Origin of the sequence: Cognatiyoonia sp. IB215182 (genome assembly GCF_033963905.1) — a bacterium.
GTDB lineage: Bacteria > Pseudomonadota > Alphaproteobacteria > Rhodobacterales > Rhodobacteraceae > Yoonia.
In genome coordinates, this window is record NZ_JAXBMB010000001.1 from 583,585 (window position 1) to 600,741 (window position 17,157).

At 59.2% G+C, this 17,157-nt stretch carries 15 protein-coding genes; 9 read left to right on the forward strand and 6 right to left on the reverse strand.

The genetic code is table 11. From position 1 onward, the window contains the following. The first annotated feature begins 71 nt into the window (after positions 1 to 71). The 8 genes from SLH47_RS03005 (at position 72) to SLH47_RS03040 (ending at position 11,307) form a co-directional block, all read left to right on the forward strand. Complete coding sequence (locus SLH47_RS03005) at positions 72 to 950, forward strand: D-alanine--D-alanine ligase (protein WP_320237981.1); 879 nt, start codon at positions 72 to 74, stop codon at positions 948 to 950. After that, positions 938 to 1,837: a cell division protein FtsQ/DivIB gene (locus SLH47_RS03010; RefSeq protein ID WP_320237858.1), complete on the forward strand. Its 900-nt coding sequence runs from the start codon at positions 938 to 940 to the stop codon at positions 1,835 to 1,837. Before SLH47_RS03005 ends, SLH47_RS03010 begins: the two co-directional genes overlap by 13 nt. Continuing rightward, positions 1,837 to 3,171: a cell division protein FtsA gene (ftsA, locus tag SLH47_RS03015; RefSeq protein ID WP_320237859.1), complete on the forward strand. Its 1,335-nt coding sequence runs from the start codon at positions 1,837 to 1,839 to the stop codon at positions 3,169 to 3,171. Before SLH47_RS03010 ends, ftsA begins: the two co-directional genes overlap by 1 nt. Positions 3,172 to 3,346: 175 nt before the next feature. After that, positions 3,347 to 4,939: a cell division protein FtsZ gene (gene ftsZ, locus SLH47_RS03020; RefSeq protein ID WP_320237860.1), complete on the forward strand. Its 1,593-nt coding sequence runs from the start codon at positions 3,347 to 3,349 to the stop codon at positions 4,937 to 4,939. 219 nt (positions 4,940 to 5,158) lie between these two features. Continuing rightward, positions 5,159 to 6,076 carry a UDP-3-O-acyl-N-acetylglucosamine deacetylase gene (lpxC, locus tag SLH47_RS03025; RefSeq protein ID WP_320237982.1) on the forward strand — a complete coding sequence of 306 codons (918 nt, stop codon included), beginning with the start codon at positions 5,159 to 5,161 and terminating at the stop codon, positions 6,074 to 6,076. A 112-nt stretch (positions 6,077 to 6,188) separates the two neighbouring features. Further along, complete coding sequence (locus SLH47_RS03030; RefSeq protein WP_320237861.1) at positions 6,189 to 7,043, forward strand: outer membrane protein assembly factor BamD; 855 nt, start codon at positions 6,189 to 6,191, stop codon at positions 7,041 to 7,043. A 36-nt stretch (positions 7,044 to 7,079) separates the two neighbouring features. Next, the gene (gene recN, locus SLH47_RS03035; RefSeq protein WP_320237862.1) at positions 7,080 to 8,729 is read left to right on the forward strand and encodes a DNA repair protein RecN; all 1,650 of its coding nucleotides are present in this window, start codon (positions 7,080 to 7,082) and stop codon (positions 8,727 to 8,729) included. A gap of 889 nt (positions 8,730 to 9,618) precedes the next feature. Next, entirely contained in the window at positions 9,619 to 11,307 is a 1,689-nt protein-coding gene (locus SLH47_RS03040) for a chloride channel protein (RefSeq protein WP_320237863.1), read from the forward strand. On the opposite strand, the gene SLH47_RS03045 is transcribed toward SLH47_RS03040, so the two are convergent. Next, the gene (locus SLH47_RS03045; RefSeq protein ID WP_320237864.1) at positions 11,304 to 11,645 is read right to left on the reverse strand and encodes a DUF427 domain-containing protein; all 342 of its coding nucleotides are present in this window, start codon (positions 11,643 to 11,645) and stop codon (positions 11,304 to 11,306) included. The genes SLH47_RS03040 and SLH47_RS03045 overlap by 4 nt on opposite strands. Positions 11,646 to 11,723: 78 nt before the next feature. Beyond that, the gene (locus tag SLH47_RS03050; RefSeq protein ID WP_320237865.1) at positions 11,724 to 13,508 is read right to left on the reverse strand and encodes an aminopeptidase P family protein; all 1,785 of its coding nucleotides are present in this window, start codon (positions 13,506 to 13,508) and stop codon (positions 11,724 to 11,726) included. Positions 13,509 to 13,586: 78 nt separating this feature from the next. On the opposite strand from SLH47_RS03050, the gene SLH47_RS03055 reads away from it, so the two are divergent. After that, complete coding sequence (locus SLH47_RS03055) at positions 13,587 to 14,021, forward strand: hypothetical protein (RefSeq protein ID WP_320237866.1); 435 nt, start codon at positions 13,587 to 13,589, stop codon at positions 14,019 to 14,021. Here the strand turns inward: SLH47_RS03055 and cobT are convergent. The 4 genes from cobT to SLH47_RS03075 form a co-directional block, all read right to left on the reverse strand. Next, a complete protein-coding gene (gene cobT / locus SLH47_RS03060) occupies positions 14,018 to 15,898 on the reverse strand; it encodes a cobaltochelatase subunit CobT (RefSeq protein WP_320237867.1) in 1,881 nt (626 codons plus the stop codon). The two genes, SLH47_RS03055 and cobT, sit on opposite strands and share 4 nt — an antisense overlap. Positions 15,899 to 15,964: 66 nt before the next feature. Then, positions 15,965 to 16,330, reverse strand: coding sequence for a hypothetical protein (locus SLH47_RS03065; protein ID WP_320237868.1), 366 nt, complete (start codon positions 16,328 to 16,330; stop codon positions 15,965 to 15,967). A gap of 98 nt (positions 16,331 to 16,428) precedes the next feature. Further along, positions 16,429 to 16,824, reverse strand: a complete 396-nt coding sequence (locus tag SLH47_RS03070; protein WP_320237869.1) for a hypothetical protein — start codon at positions 16,822 to 16,824, stop codon at positions 16,429 to 16,431. A gap of 65 nt (positions 16,825 to 16,889) precedes the next feature. Then, a complete protein-coding gene (locus SLH47_RS03075; protein ID WP_320237870.1) occupies positions 16,890 to 17,129 on the reverse strand; it encodes a hypothetical protein in 240 nt (79 codons plus the stop codon). Between the last annotated feature and the right edge of the window lie 28 nt (positions 17,130 to 17,157).

The following is a 17,157-nucleotide window of genomic DNA, read 5'->3' on the forward strand; positions in this document are numbered from 1 at the left end:
GGGTCGCAAAAGACCCGCGAAAGAGGCGGTAGGGTATGTCGAGCAGGGCAAACCCGAAAGTTGTTGTCCTGATGGGCGGCCCATCGGCTGAGCGCGAAGTCTCATTGTCGACGGGTGCAGAGTGCGCGGCAGCTTTGCGGGAAGCGGGATGCGAGGTGATCGAGGTCGATGCGGGCCGCGATGTGGCCGCGCGCCTGATCGATATTGCCCCTGATGTCGTCTTTAACGCTTTGCATGGCCGCTGGGGTGAGGACGGGACCGTGCAGGGCATCCTCGAATGGCTCAAGATTCCCTATACGCATTCCGGTATCCTCGCCTCAGCGACAGCTATTGATAAAGAGCGAACAAAGAACGTTTATCGCGCCGCTGGGCTTCCGGTTGTGGAGAGCCTGCTCGCTGACAAGGATACGGTGCAGGCCGAGCATGTGATGGCGCCGCCTTATGTGGTCAAGCCGCATAACGAAGGCTCTAGCGTCGGGATTTACATCGTCCCTGAAGGGGCCAATGGCCCGCCGAAGCTCGCCCCCGACATGCCGGATGAGGTCATGGTTGAAGCCTTCGTGCCGGGGCGGGAATTGACGGTGACCGTGATGGGGGACCGGGCGCTGACCGTTACCGATATCATCACCGATGGCTGGTATGATTATGACGCCAAGTACAAGCCCGGCGGATCGAATCACGTTGTGCCCGCCAATATCCCCGCCGATATCTTCGATGCCTGCATGGACTACGCGCTGCGTGCTCATCAGGCCTTGGGTTGCCGAGGCGTCAGCCGCACCGACTTCCGCTGGGATGAGGCACGTGGGCTCGCGGGCCTGATCCTGCTTGAGACCAATACGCAGCCGGGCATGACGCCCACCTCGCTGACCCCTGAGCAGGCAGCGCATGTGGGCTACACATTCCCTGAGCTTTGCCGCTGGCTGGTGGAGGATGCGTCATGCGATCGCTGATCCGCCGCGCCTTTGCCGATAATGCGCCACGCGATCCGGCGCCGTCGAAGCTCGACTACAAGTGGCAGCGCCTGATGCTGACGCCCGGCTTCCGCGCAACGGTGCGGATTGGTGTGCCGATCCTGCTCATTATGGCGATCATCGGGTCCTGGTATTCGAAACCGGAGAACCGGGCGGCGCTTGCGGCACAGATCGCCTCGGCCAAGCAAAGCTTTCAGGAACGTCCGCAATTCATGGTCCAGCGCCTGAATATCACCGGTGCGGATGGTGAGATCACTGCGGCAGTGCGCGATCTGCTGCCCTCTAACTACCCGATGTCATCCTTTGATCTCGACCTTGAAGAGATGCGCGCCGCAATCGAGGCGCTTGATCCGATCAAATCGGCCAGCGTGCGGGTCGGGCAGGCGGGTACGCTGGACGTGCGCCTGACCCCCCGCTTGCCCGCAGCGCTTTGGCGGGATGGGGCCACCCTGCGCCTGATCGATGGCGATGGCGTGCGGTCTGGCACGGTCGCGGCCCGTGCTGATCGCTTGGATTTGCCACTGATTGCAGGTGATGGGGCCGAGCAAAAGATCGCAGAGGCGCTCGCGCTTTATGCAGGTTCCGGCCCCTTGCGCGAGCGGGTGCGGGGCCTTGTGCGTATGGGTGAGCGCCGTTGGGATATCGTGCTGGACCGGGATCAGCGGATCCTCTTGCCCGGTGACGGGGCCGTCGCCGCGCTCGACCGGGTCATCGCGCTCAACGAAGCGCAAGACATGCTCAGCCGGGATGTCGCGGTTGTCGATATGCGCAACGCGGAGCGACCTACCTTGCGGATGAATGAAGAGGCGGCACTCGCGCTGCGGCGGGTCAATACAACAATCAATAATAACGGGGCAGAGAACTGATGGGCGATCTTTACGACAGCCAACGGGCCATGCGGCAGATGCGCAAAGCGGCGATGCAGCGCGGCGTTGTGGCCATTCTGGACGTGGGCACATCAAAAATCGCCTGCCTCGTGTTGCGCTTTGACGGGCCAGAGCAGTTTCGTAACGTCAACGGTGTGGGCTCTATGGCAGGACAGTCGCAATTCCGTGTGATCGGAGCCGCGACCACCCGCTCACGCGGGGTGCGCTTTGGCGAAGTCGACGCCATGCAAGAGACAGAGCGGGCCATTCGTACCGCTGTGCAGGCCGCGCAGAAAATGGCGAATGTGCGCGTGGATCACGTGATCGCCTGTTTGTCGGGTGCGCGCCCGCGCTCTTACGGTTTGGACGGTGCCATCGATATCGGTGGTGCAATGGTCGCCGAGCAGGATATCAGCCAGGTTATGGCCGCCTGCGATGTGCCTGATTACGGCGCGGACCGCGAAGTGCTTCACGCGCAGCCGATCAACTTTGCGCTCGATCATCGCAGCGGATTGGCCGATCCGCGCGGCCAGATCGGCAACCGGTTGACGACCGATATGCACATGCTGACCGTCGACGCATCGGCGATCCAGAACATCTTTTACTGCATCAAGCGTTGTGATCTCGAACTCGCGGGCATTGCGTCCTCGGCTTACGTCTCGGGGATGTCGTCCCTTGTGGAGGATGAGCAGGAGCTGGGTGCGGCGTGTATTGATCTGGGTGGCGGGTCAACCGGCATCTCCATCTTTATGAAAAAACACATGATTTTTGCCGATTCCGTGCGGATGGGCGGGGAACATGTGACCTCTGACATCTCGATGGGCTTACAGATCCCGGCACCGACTGCGGAGCGGATCAAGACCTTCTATGGCGGCGTTGTCGCCACCGGCATGGATGATCGCGAGATGATCGAGATCGGCGGCGATACCGGCGATTGGGAGCACGACCGGCGCACAGTCAGCCGGGCAGAGCTGATCGGCATCATGCGCCCCCGCGTGGAAGAGATTCTTGAAGAAGTGCGTGCACGGCTGGATGCGGCGGGTTTTGAGTACCTGCCCAGCCAGCAGATCGTGCTGACCGGCGGAGGCAGTCAGATACCGGGACTTGATGGTCTCGCCAGCAAAATCCTTGGCCAGCAGGTGCGCCTTGGACGGCCCTTGCGTGTGCAGGGCCTGCCGCAGGCGGCGATTGGCCCGGCCTTTTCCAGTGCCGTTGGCCTGACCCTTTTTGCGGCAAATCCACAAGATGAATGGTGGGATTTCGAAATTCCGGCAGATCGCTACCCGGCCAGATCGCTCAAACGCGCCGTCAAATGGTTCAAGGATAACTGGTAATGCGCAACATCTTGCCGAGATGTGGAAATACAGGCGGTCGCCCAGGGTTTTCGTCCAGATTTGGTGGCTTTTTTGTGTTTTTGTCGTGACCTTTCGGCATCACTTCGGTAGTGTGAGTCTTAATAAGCAGTAAGCACCCGTGGGCACGGGGCAAAATAAACAGGCGGATCATGTTATGACTTTGAATCTATCCCTTCCCGGGCATGAGGAATTGAAACCCCGTATCACCGTGTTCGGTGTGGGCGGTGCTGGTGGCAACGCGGTCAACAACATGATCGAACAGCAGCTTGACGGGACCGAATTCGTCGTGGCCAACACCGACGCGCAGGCACTGCAGCAATCGCATGCTGGATCGAAAATCCAGATGGGACTGAAAGTTACCGAAGGTTTGGGCGCCGGGGCACGCCCAACTGTTGGTGCGGCGGCCGCTGAAGAGAGCATCGAACAGATTGTCGATCATCTGGCTGGCGCGCATATGTGTTTTATCACTGCCGGGATGGGCGGTGGCACCGGCACAGGGGCCGCCCCGATCATCGCACAGGCCGCCCGCGAAATGGGTGTGCTGACGGTTGGCGTTGTGACCAAACCCTTTCAGTTCGAAGGGGCCAAACGCATGAAGCAAGCCGAGGAAGGTGTTGAAGCGCTTCAGAAAGTTGTCGACACGCTGATCATCATTCCGAACCAGAACCTGTTCCGCCTCGCCAACGAAAACACGACCTTTACCGAGGCCTTCGCGATGGCCGATGACGTGCTCTATCAGGGCGTCAAAGGCGTGACTGATCTGATGGTGCGCCCTGGCCTGATCAACCTCGATTTTGCCGATGTCCGCGCCGTGATGGACGAAATGGGCAAGGCGATGATGGGCACGGGTGAGGCCGATGGCGAAAACCGCGCCATCCAGGCCGCTGAAAAGGCGATTGCCAACCCGCTTCTGGATGAGATTTCTCTGGAAGGCGCGAAAGGCGTGCTGATCAACATCACTGGCGGCTATGACCTGACGTTGTTTGAGTTGGACGAGGCTGCGAACAAGATCCGCGAAAAGGTGGATGGTGACGCGAATATAATCGTGGGTTCGACACTCGATACCGAGATGGAAGGGAAAATGCGCGTATCTGTCGTGGCAACTGGCATCGACGCGGTGGCAAGCAACGCCGAAACGCCTCTGCCACGCCGGTCCATGGCCGCTCCCTTGGCGCAGCCTGCAGCCGTCGAGGCGCCTGCGCCGCAGCCTGTGCAAGCGGCCCCTGCCGCTGTGGCCCAAGCACCGGCAGCAGAAGAGCGCACATTGTTCGAAGAGTTGGACGTGCCTGCGGCCCAGCCGCAGCAGCCTGCGGCCTTCCAACCGCGGCAGGAGCCTGAAGTAGCACCACAGCCTGCAGCGCAGGATGACTTGCCACCGCCGGCCTACACGCCACGGCCAGAGCCTGTCATGGCAGAGCCTGAAAGCTTCGTCGCGCCCCGCGCTGCAGCCCCCGGCACACCATCGCCTGAAGCCTTGGCGCGCCTGCAAGCGGCCGTGAGCCGCGCGGCACCGCGTCAGGTTGAAGCGCAGCCGCAGCAAGCCGCTCCTACGGCGGAGGCGGACAAGCCGCGCTTTGGTATCAACTCGCTGATCAACCGGATGACCGGGGCGCAGGCGGATGCCGGCGCACAACCACAGCCTGCCCGCACACAGCCGCAAGTGACCGCCCTGCATCAAGAAACCGGGCCAAGCGAAGATCAGGAAAAGATCGAGATTCCAGCCTTCCTGCGTCGTCAAGCGAATTGATCCGGTTGCAAAGCTGAAATAGAACGTGAGGTCAATCTCACGGAAAAGGCCGCAATCCTGTGGCCTTTTCTTTTGTTTTTCATACATTTGCTGCGAGTGCCACATAATCGCCTCATAATTGCCCGGCCATGTTTCAGACCGTTGTAAAGAGTGAGTTGAGACAAAGGGTGCGGCGCTATACCTCAGCTGATGAAAAGTTCAGGCAAAGATTCATCTACCGTGCAGACAACGCTCAAAACACAGGTCGCTTTTGAAGGGACGGGATTGCATTCCGGGCTTCCGGCGCGTGTTGTGTTGCAGCCTGCGCCTGCGCGCAGCGGCATCGTGTTCCGGCGGACCGACTTGCCTGGTCAACCAAAGCTGCCTGCACGCTGGGACAGCGTGATTGTCTCGCCTTTGAATACACGGTTGGAAAACGCTGAGGGCGTGACTGTCTCGACCATCGAACATGTGATGGCCGCACTTGCCGGATGTGGCGTCCATAACGCGCTCATCGATATTGATGGGCCTGAAGTGCCTATTCTTGACGGCAGCGCTGCGGTTTTTGTCCGTGGCATTGTGAAGGCTGGGCTGACAAGGCTCGCCGCACCTTTGCACGCGATTGAGGTGCTCAAGGATGTGGTTGTATCGGACGGCGCCGCCTTTGCGGAATTGTCACCCGCAACAACCTTGCAGATCGATTTTGCGATTGATTTCGCGGATGCCGCCATCGGGCAGCAGCACAAGAGGCTGAACATGGCCAATGGTGCCTTTGTGCGCGAGCTTTGCGATAGCCGCACCTTCTGCCGTTCCGCCGATGTTGACTATATGCATGCGAACGGCCTTGCCTTAGGTGGTACGGTAGAAAACGCTGTGGTCGTTGATGGCGACAAGGTGCTGACACCTGGCGGGCTGCGCCATGTGGACGAGGCCGTGCGCCACAAGATGCTGGATGCATTGGGTGATCTTTACACCGCTGGCGCACCGATCCTGGGGCGCTACACGGGCAACCGCGCCGGTCACGCGATCACAAACAAGCTGCTGCGTGCGCTTTTTGCGGATCAGACTGCCTGGCGTTGGGTCACCTGTGACGCCAAGATCGCCGCACGCCTGCCCGGCGTGGGGGTGAGTGTCGCCGATCTGGACGCTGTCGCCTGATCGCAGTTCCAAACAGTTGATCAAGGGACGCCCAAAAGGCATTTTGCCCCCCATTTTTCTATGCTAGACCCGCTGCAATCGGGGCCATAACCCTTGCTTTTCGCAATGCGCAATGAGGACGACCAAAGTGTCAGGCAGCAGTTTCACCAAAAGCCGCAGGTTTGGCCTGGCCTTCGCGCTCATGCTGCTTGCCGCCTGCGCGGGGGAGCAGTCCGGCCAGCCGCTGGACGATCTGACAGCGCGTGAGATCTTCGCCCGCGGAGAGCGGCAGATTGAACAAGGCAGTCCTGCAGATGCGGCCTTCACATTTGGCGAGATTGAGCGGCTCTACCCTTATTCGGAATTTGCGGAACGTGCGCTGATCATGCAGGCCTTTGCCTATCACCGGGCAGAGGATTACCCCAACAGCCGGGCCTCAGCACAACGCTATCTCGACTTTTACCCAGCCGAGGATGATGCGGCCTATGCCGCCTATCTTCTGGCACTCTCTTATTACGATCAGATCGATGAGGTCGGGCGCGATCAGGGCCTGACATTTCAGGCGTTGCAATCGCTGCGGCAGGTGATCGAGGTCTATCCAGACTCTGAATATGCCCGCACGTCGGTGCTGAAATTCGATCTCGCCTTTGACCATCTTGCGGCCAAAGAGATGGAGATCGGGCGTTACTATCTCAAGCGCGGCCAATATGCTGCTGCGGCGAACCGGTTCCGCACTGTGGTTGAGGATTTCCAGACCACCACCCATACCGCCGAGGCATTGCACCGCCTTGTTGAATGCTATCTGTCGCTTGGTCTGGTAGACGAGGCACAAAGCGCTGGTGCGATCCTTGGATTCAACTACCGCTCGAGCGAGTGGTACGAGGCCAGCTTTATCTTGCTGACCGGTGAAGGGTTGAACCCCAACGCCACCGGCGACAATTGGTTGGCGTCAATTTACCGTCAGGTTGTGCGTGGTGAGTGGCTCTGAACATGCAAATGGGCCGATATCTGTGCAAGTCATGACATGCTGCGTGGATTAGACATTCGGGACATGTTGATCATTGACCGGCTGGAACTGGCGTTTCAGCCCGGTCTGAATGTGCTGACGGGTGAAACGGGCGCGGGCAAATCGATCCTGCTTGATGCGCTGGGGTTCGTGCTTGGCTGGCGCGGCCGGGCCGAGCTTGTGCGCCAGGGCGCAGCACAGGGCGAGGTGACGGCGTGGTTTGACCTGCCAGAGGGGCATCCTGCAGCCGAGGTTCTGGAGGAGGCCGGCATCGCTGTTGAGGATGAACTAATCTTACGCCGTATCAATACGCGCGAGGGGCGCAAGACAGCCTGGGTCAATGATCGGCGCGTCAGCGGAGAGGTCTTGCGTGCATTGTCTGATACGCTGGTTGAGCTTCATGGACAGCATGATGACCGCGGGCTTCTCAATCCCCGCGGCCATCGCCAATTATTGGACACATATGCTGCGCTGGAGGCGGACATCGCTGCGACACGTGCTGCGTGGCGGGCCTTATCTGATGCGCGTCGGTCGTTGAGTGATGCCGAGGCGAAGATTGCGGAGGCACGCACCGAGGAAGAGTATCTGCGCCACGCGGTGGCTGAACTTGATGCGCTGTCACCAGAGGCCGGAGAAGAGGCCACCCTGGATACGCAGCGCCGTCTGATGCAGGCCGCAGAGAGGATCCGTGCCGATATCGGCAAGGCGGCTGAGGCGCTGGGATTGCAGGGGGCAGAGGGGCTTGTGACGGATGCCTCGCGCTGGTTGCAAGGCGTTGTGGATCAGGCCGAAGGACAGCTTGATGAGCCGCTGGCGGCCATTGAACGCGCGACAATGGCGCTTGATGAGGCACAGCGCGGGGTTGCCCAATGTCTGGATGCACTGACCTTCAATCCGCTTGAACTGGAAGAGGTAGAAGAGCGGCTATTTGCGATACGCGGGTTGGCGCGAAAGCATAATGTCTTGCCGGACGCGCTGGCAGAGCTTGCTGACACATTGCGCCGCCGCCTTACCCTGCTGGATGAGAGTGAAGGCGATCTGAGGGCGCTGTCAGAGGCTGTGACCGCCGCTCAGGAGCGCTATGACGCAGCTGCAGCTACCTTGTCGTCCAAGCGGGTGAAAGCAGCCAAGGCGCTCGACCTTGCGATGGCAGAGGAACTGGCGCCGCTGAAGATGGAGCGCGCAGTTTTTGCAACGACTTTGAGTGACGCCGCGCCGGGGCCTGACGGTATCGACGCAGTTGCATTCACCGTTGCGACCAATCCCGGTGCGCCCGCCGGTCCGCTCAACAAGATCGCGTCTGGCGGGGAACTCAGCCGGTTCCTGCTGGCTCTGAAAGTATGCCTGACACAGGCCAATCCGGGCCTTACGATGATCTTTGATGAGATTGATCGGGGCGTTGGTGGAGCCACCGCCGACGCTGTAGGTCGCAGGCTCGCGGAATTGGCGCGTGGCGGGCAGGTGCTTGTGGTTACACATTCGCCGCAAGTTGCGGCTTTGGGTGGCCATCATTGGCGCGTTGAAAAGCAGCAGGCGAAGGATGAGACGCTTTCGACAGTTGTTGCGCTGGATCGGGCAGCGCGGATTGATGAGATCGCGCGCATGTTGTCGGGCGACACTGTGACTGATGCGGCGCGGGCGGCGGCAAAGGCACTGATCGAAGCTTGAACCAAGTGCTTTGAAAAGCGCGGTCGGCGTAATTGATGCTGAGCTGTCTGCACGCCATGGGCAACATCTCTGATCACGCCGGATTTTGGATTTCTTGGAGCTTTTCGTTTAGATGGGGACAGTGTGTGAATGCTTAAGCAGAGCCACACACTGTCCCCCTTAACAACGGGTTACCCAACCCACTCTTTAATCCAGTCCGATCGGCCACTCACCTCCGAAACGTCCTGTAATCACACACAGAAAAAGGCCGCAAACGTCCAGTTTCTTTAACGCTGAGTTCTATTTTCCGAAATGGTAAACCGAACCCAAATACTCGTTACCAACACAAGGCTACGTGCCTTGAAGAACGGAATAACCGAGCGGTCTGTTGCCAATCAACCTGTCCCAAAGTATGTCAATATTGCTGACATAACTATTCCAGGTTGAACGCCTTTAAGCACCGCGATCTGGCATCAAGTGATCGTCTTCTTCTGCTTGTAAAAACTAAAGTGTATATAAAACAATGGGTTAAATTGGGGATTTGTGGGTTTGATGACCAAAATCCGGCCAATTCTAACCCACTTATGGCTGGGAAGAATCAGCTAAAAATAGAGTCAATTCAATTTTCGATTGTTTCGCGAGGCATTGTGACGCGCCGTTACACGTTTTGTGACTGTCAGCTTTTTGGAAAGGGTTGCCCCTAGGTCACAGTATCATTTCCAAAGGCGATACAATCTGCCAATTGCCAGTCGCATCATCGGCGGTTTGATTCTTTTTGGCGCATGTGGGTCACAATGGCTTGCGCGGCGACTCTCGGCCCTTGGCCCGCTAAAAGTGATCCTCTAGAACACCGAAATGCGCAGCAGCAACGGCTCGGCTGTGCACCCGCGACAGCCAGAGAGCGATCTGTATGGGCAAGCCCGTCAAAGTGTTAGTGCAGCATGGTGTGGCTGAGATAACTTCAACCTGTCGTGACGCGGCCCATATTCTGAAAACACGCGGACCAAGCCAGATCCAGTTCTGGTTCATCGCGCTTGCCATCGGGATCGCAGCAGGTGGTGCCGCTGTCCTGTTTCGGCTGGGGATCGAGTTCATCCAATCCACCGCCTATGGGACAGATGATATCCGGCTTTTGCATACCTTTGCGGCGGATCTGGCATGGTACCAGATTTTGGTGATCCCGATTTGCGGTGGGCTGATCGTTGGTATCATCCTCGACCGCTTTACTGACGATGGGAGGGTGCGATCCGTCGCCGATGTGATCGAAGGTGCCGCCCTGTCGGAGGGCCGGGTCGAAGTGCGCCGCGGTCTCGCTTCTGCCGCAGCGTCGATGATCACACTGTCGACGGGCGGGTCCAGCGGCCGTGAAGGCCCGGTGGTCCATTTGGCGGCTGTCTTGTCGACATTGGTTTGCCGCTGGATGGGGGCCAATGGCATTACGGGCCGGGACCTTTTGGGATGTGCGGTTGCTGCTGCGGTCTCGGCCAGCTTTAACGCGCCGATTGCCGGGGCGCTCTTCGCGCTTGAAGTGGTCTTGCGCCACTTCGCCGTGCATGCTTTCGCGCCCATCGTCATCGCCTCTGCCGCTGGCACCGTGATCAACCGGCTCGTTTTTGGCGATGTGACCGAGTTTGTTTTGCCGGGACAGAATGCCCTGGCATTCTATGTCGAGCTCCCTGCGTTTCTGATCCTCGGGCTGGTCTGTGGCATCGTCGCGGTTGCCTTGATGAAGGCGATCTTCTGGGCCGACGATTTCGCGACTTATCTGCAAGATATGACGGGCCTGCCCCGCTTCCTGCGCCCCGCTTTTGCAGGGGCGCTGTTGGGCGCCATCGCAATCTGGTGGCCCCACATTATCGGCGTCGGATATGAGACGACGTCTGCGGCTTTGACGGGTGAGTTGCTCGTGCACGAAGCCATTGTGTTCGTCATCATGAAAATCATCGCGGTCGCCATCACTATGGGTGGCCGGATGGGCGGTGGGGTCTTTTCACCGTCCTTGATGATCGGTGCGCTGACCGGCCTTGCCTTTGGCATCATTGCCACAGCCATTTTCCCGAATGTTTCGGGCGAGGGCACCACTTACGCACTTGCCGGCATGGGCGCAGTTGCCGCCGCAGTCCTGGGGGCGCCGATTTCGACGACGCTGATTGTCTTTGAACTCACCGGTGACTGGCAGACCGGTCTTGCCGTGATGGTCGCCGTATCGCTTTCAACGGCGCTGTCGACCAAGCTGGTTGACCGGTCATTTTTCCTCACCCAACTGGAACGGCGCAATGTGCATCTGGCGGCGGGGCCGCAGGCCTACCTATTGGCCACGTTCAAGGTGTCTAGCATCATGCGGCCCATGGGTGCCGAACGTTCAGCGCCTGAAAATGAGTGCTGGGACTTAATTCGGGATGGGATTTACATCGACGGCAACGCCACACTGGAACAGGCTATGCCGATGTTTGATCAGGGCGGATATCGTTTTATCCCGGTCGTTACCTTGGGCGGTGAGGACGCCCCCCCGGAGCTATGGGGCGCGCTCTTCCAAGTGGATGCGCTCAAGGCGATGAACCGCGCCTTGTCAGAAACAGCGGCGGAAGAGCATTCCTAAACCTCTTCCACGGCCACTTTCGATGTGTAGAAAGCGAGGTAGTCCTTGATCTCGGACACGTCCGCCTTTGGATCTTCGTACGACCAGGCCGCATCGGGGATAGCGCCGCTTTTGGCCTGGATCGTGTAGTACCGTGCCGCGCCCTTGTAGGGGCATGTCGTTGTCGTGTCGCTTGGCTCAAGAAAGGCCATCGCAATATCGGCGCGCGGGAAATAGATCACAGGCGGGTAATCACCCTCGACGAGTTCAAGCGCTTGCGTGCTTTCCCCCAAAACGGCCCCGGCGGCGCGCACGACCCACGTTCCTGTGGCGGGGCGGATTTTGATGTGATCGGCCATTTGGGTATTCCTTTCTTCATCTTCTGCGCCAGACGGCGCAGCTGGTATAGGTTAGGTATGCTGGGTAACGCTTTGATGTCAAAGCGGTGCGCAGGCTGCGCGCAGCCAATTCTGCGTTTCAGGGTCAAGTCGCGGTGCAAGCAGTTCTTGCGTTGTGGCGTGATACTGGTCGATCCAGTCGCGCTCTGCTGTCGTGAGCAGTTCCGTGTCAATCAGCCGCCGATCGAAGGGGACGTAAGTCAGCGTTTCGAATGCATGCATCTCGCGATCATCACCGCCCGGGAGTGCAGGCGCTTTGACAACGACGATCAGGTTTTCGATCCGGATGCCAAAGGCGCCTTCGCGGTAATAGCCAGGCTCGTTTGACAGGATCATGCCCGGCTCAAGTGCCACTTCGGACCGTCGCGCAAGGCTTTGCGGCCCTTCATGAACGCAAAGATAGCTGCCCACGCCATGGCCTGTGCCATGGTCATAATCCATACCGGCCATCCAGAGCGGCGCGCGTGCAAGGGCGTCAAGATGCTGGCCGCCGACGTCTTTTGGGAAGCGGGCGCGACTGATGGCAATCATGCCTTGCAACACGCGGGTGTAACAGGCGCGCTGTTCTTCTGTCGGCGTGCCCATGGCAATGGTTCGTGTGATGTCAGTTGTGCCGTCTACATATTGACCGCCGCTATCAACCAGCAGTAACTCATCTTTGCCAACGCGCCGATTGGTGTTTTCATTGACCCGGTAATGCACAATGGCGCCATTGGGGCCGGCACCGCTGATCGTGTCAAAGCTGATATCGCGCAGCGCATTTGTCTTCAGGCGGAAACCTTCGAGGGTCTTGACCACGTCGATCTCGGTCAGGCCAGCATCAAGATCTTGCGCATCAAGCCAGGCCAGAAACTGGACCATGGCAACACCGTCACGTTCCTGTGCGGCTTTTGCGCCGGCAATCTCGACTGCGTTTTTGCGCGCCTTGGGCAGGATGCAGGGGTCGCGCGCCTCGATCACCTCAACCTCAGCGTCGCGCAATGTGGTCGCGATGATATCGGGGCAGGATTTGGGGTCGATCTGCACCGGGCCACCAAGTGCTTTGACCGCGTCCAAAAAAGCACCAACGTCGTGCAAAGCGACATCCGCGCCCAGATGGTCCATCACATCACGGGCCTTGCCCTCCCGGGCGAACAGATCAACCCGGCCATCATCATGCAGAATGGCGAAGGCATGTGGGACAGGATTGCGAGGGATATCGGCGCCGCGGATATTGAGAAGCCAGGCGATGCTGTCTGGCAAGGTGAGGATCGCGGCTTTTGCCTTTAAGTCCTTCGCCAGCCGCGCGCGTTTGTCATCATGGCTTTCGCCCGCGTGTTCCAGCAGGTGGGCCAGAAATGGCGCGTCGGGCGGGGCGGGCTGGTCGGCCCAGATCGCATCGACAAGGTTGTCAGAGGAATGCAGCGTGATCTTGTCCAAAGCCCCGCGCAACGTTTTGATTTCATGGGCTGTATGCAGCCAGGGGTCATAGGCGACCTTGCCACCGTGAGGAAGCTGCGCGGGTAGCCAATCTGAGAGCTTTTCTTCGGGCCATGGGACAGGCGTGAAATCCTCGGCCACCTCCGCACGGACCTGCACGCGGTAGCGCCCATCGACAAAGATGCCCGCGATATCGGTTAGAACTGCGCAAAACCCGGCGGAACCGGAAAACCCGGTCAACCATTCCAGGCGTGCATCACGTTCGGCGACATACTCCCCCTGATGCGCATCCGCTCGCGGGACGAGAAAGCCGTCAAAGCCATGCTGCGCCATGATTAGCCGCAGCGCTGCAAGCCGTGGTGGGCCTTGCTCGGGAGAGGATTGGGCCTCGAAAGTTTGGAACATGAGAGGAGCCTTGGCCCTTAGTTGACGATTGCTTCGGAAAGACTAGCCTGCCGCGCCATAGGTGCAACGACAATATTGATGATCAACCGACTGAAAGATGCGATCTGGTCCACCATCATTGGCGGCGCCATCCTGTGGTGGCTGCTTGGGGCGGACTCGCCCTATCTCTTGCCTGCCATCGCTGCCATAGTGGTTGCAGCGCTGATCCCGGGGCGCATTTGGGGCATTTTGATCCGGCTCGCCGTGGCCGTGGCGCTCAACGTCCTGCTGATCACACAAACCAGCTTTTTGGAGACTGTTCCCAATGCCGGTTTATGGCTGATAGGTTTCAATATCTATCTGGCCTACCTGGTGTTTCGTAAACCGAGAGCATTTACAAAGCTGCAGTTCGACGAAGGTATATGCCATAGCTGCAGTGGCAGTGGTTCGACACCTGCGGGCACGTTGCAGGCGCCGGATGCAAAACGCATGTGCGAGGTCTGCAACGGCACCGGCCGTGTGCCGCTCAACTAGCTTGCCTTCCGCATGCCCAAAACGCGGGCGCGTTTGCGCGGGTCGGTATCGAACAGGCTGGCGAGTTGTTCGGTCATCGCACCAGCCAGTTGTTCGACATCGGTGATCGTCACGGCCCGCTCGTAATAGCGGGTCACGTCGTGGCCGATGCCGATGGCCACCAGCTCAACCGCTTTGCGTTTCTCGACCATTTCGATGACATCGCGCAGGTGTTTTTCCAAGTAATTCGCTGGGTTGACGGACAAAGTTGAATCGTCCACGGGCGCCCCGTCGGAGATCACCATCAGCACCTTGCGCTGCTCATGTCGGACGGTCAGGCGGCGATGCGCCCATTCCAGGGCTTCCCCGTCGATGTTTTCCTTCAAGAGCCCCTCTTTCATCATCAGGCCCAGATTGGGCCGCGTGCGGCGCCACGGGGCGTCGGCGGATTTGTAGATGATGTGGCGCAGGTCATTCAGGCGACCGGGCGTGGCCGCACGCCCCTCCGCCAGCCATTGCTCACGCGATTGGCCACCTTTCCAGGCTTTGGTGGTAAAGCCCAGGATCTCGACCTTCACGTCGCAGCGCTCCAGAGTGCGCGCCATGACATCGGCACAGATTGCCGCAATCGAAATCGGACGCCCACGCATGGAACCGGAATTGTCCAGGAGGAGCGTGACGACCGTGTCGCGAAAATCGGTGTCTTTCTCGACCTTGAAAGAGAGCGGTGTGGTTGGTGACGCGACAATCCGCGCAAGCCGCCCGGCATCCAGAATGCCTTCTTCGCGGTCAAATTCCCATGACCGGTTCTGCTGGGCCTGCAGTCGCCGCTGCAATTTGTTGGCCAGCCGCGATACGGCCCCTTTCAGCGGTTCCAGCTGTTGGTCCAGGTAAGCGCGCAACCGCTCCAACTCGACGGCTTCGGCAAGGTCCTCGGCGGCGATCTCTTCGTCAAATTCCGTTGTGAACACCCTGTAATCTGGATCCGCGTCAGAGATCGGTTGCGGGGCAGGTGGCTCTAATGGCGCCTCGCCTTCAGGCATTTCCGCCTCTTCACCCATTTCCGCATCGGCCTGATCATCCATGCTGACCTGGGCCTGGCTCGCATCCTGCTGCTCTTCCTGCGATTGCTCGGGGGCAGCGTCCGCCTCTTCGCCCTCGCTTTCGTCCTCGCCGGTGCTGTCAGGTTCGTCCTGATTGTCGTCCTGGCTGTCTTCGGCCTCTTCTTCCTGATCATCGTCAAGACTGTCGGGGTCGTCGCCGAGCTGGTCACCGTAACCCATATCGCTAATCAGTTGCCGGGCGAGTTTGGCAAAGGCCTGCTGATCTTTCAGCGTATCGCTGAGGCTTTCGAGCGTGCCGCCGCAATGATCCTCGATAAAGCCGCGCCAAAGCTCCATGACGTTTTCGGCCCCTTTCGGCAGGTCGCGCCCGGTGGCGAGGTGCCGGATCAGATAGCCTGCAGCGACGGACAAGGGCGCGTCAGCGGCTTGGGTGATCTGATCATAGCCCTTGCGCTGCGCCTCGTTGCCGATTTTGGCGTCGATGTTGCCTGCAGTGCCTGGCATGTATTCGGCACCCACGGCCTCAATCCGGGCGGTTTCCATCGCCTCATAGAGGTCTTGCGCCATCTGCCCTTGTGGCATGTAGCGGGCAGCGACTTTGGGGTCGTGGAACTTGTGGCGCAAGGCAAAGGCATCTGCGGTGCCGCGGGCCAGCAGCACCTCATCACGGGTCATGCGGCGGCTGACTTGGGGCAGGCGGATTGTGTCGGCGGTCTGCCCAGCCGGATCGACGGAGTAGGTCACCGCCAGTTCCGGGTCATCCGCCATGACCTTGGTCGCTTCGGCCAAGGCTTTCTTGAACGGGTCGGCGGGATTGTCAGAGGGTTTGTTCATCACCTGCGGTCCTTTGCTGCCAAACAGATTAGAACCGGGGGGCGTTAAAGGCCAGAGGGCGCGCGGCTACTCCTCCGCGAATTCAGGCTGTTCAAAGGTGATATTCGCCTCTGGTGCGATATCAAACGGATCGACGACCAAATCGTGGAAGTTGTTCAGTGCGGCGACGCCGGGCAATGTGTTTCCAGCTTCATCGACAAATGCGATGCGGGGCCGGTAGGTTTTTCCGCCCAAAGTGATTTCGCCTTCGTCAAAGAGATAGGCAAGCTCGGTCAAAATACCTTCGACATTCGCCTTCGCGGCCTCTTCGGGCATGTTCTCTGCAAAAAGGGGCAACAAGGCCTGGCCAATCAGCGCTGCGACCGATTCCGCGAGGTCTTCATGTGTGACTTCGTAATCCGCAGGCAGCTCGGTCCCAATTGTCATTTTCATCGGCAGCTCCGTTCCTTTTTGGTTTTGACGGTAACCTACCAACAAAACAGACGAGATTATGGCAAATGTCAAAAATCAGCGGGCAACCGCGTGACGCACTAGTGCAGGATCAGCGCCGTGCATTCCCCGGCCAGCTGGGCTGCCATGCGTGCAGCCCAGGCCGCGTCTGCCGTGTCATCATTAAACGTGGCCCGGGTGAGGAGTGCCGACTGCGCCTGTTTGGCGCTGATCCGCCAATGCAGGACCGCGCGGCCTTCATCCGGCTGCATAATGGCGTTCACCAGATCAATCATCGCGGCGCGCTCAATCTCTGTCTGTTCGGACAGAGGGCCATCAAACATCCACTGGTATTCCATCTGTGCTGACAACCGACCTGCGCACGTGGCAAATTCAACCAATTGTGCATTGTCGGAAACGGTTGCATCGGCGCTGTTACCGATCAGGAGTGCGGCGCAGAGTGCACGGAAGAAGCCGGTAGTTTTCATACTGCTCATAAATAGAGCATGCAGCCTAAAAAAACGCTAATCAATAAGGCAGAGTGAAAACAGTGTGTTCAATCCTAGAGCGTCAGCAGGGCAGTGCAGGCTGTCTCAAACTGTCTCGCCTGCTGCATGGCCCATCTGGCATCGGACGTATCGCCCGAGGATGTTGCCCGGCTCAGCAGGTTTGACTGGGCCTGTTTTGCTGCATTCCGCCAGCTCAGAACTTCACGTGACTTTTCGACAGGGACAATGGCCGCAACGATGTCGGTTGCCGCATCCCGCCTTCTGGCCGTTTCCGCAGAGACGGTCCCGGACATATTCCATTCATATTCGACGATCGCAGTA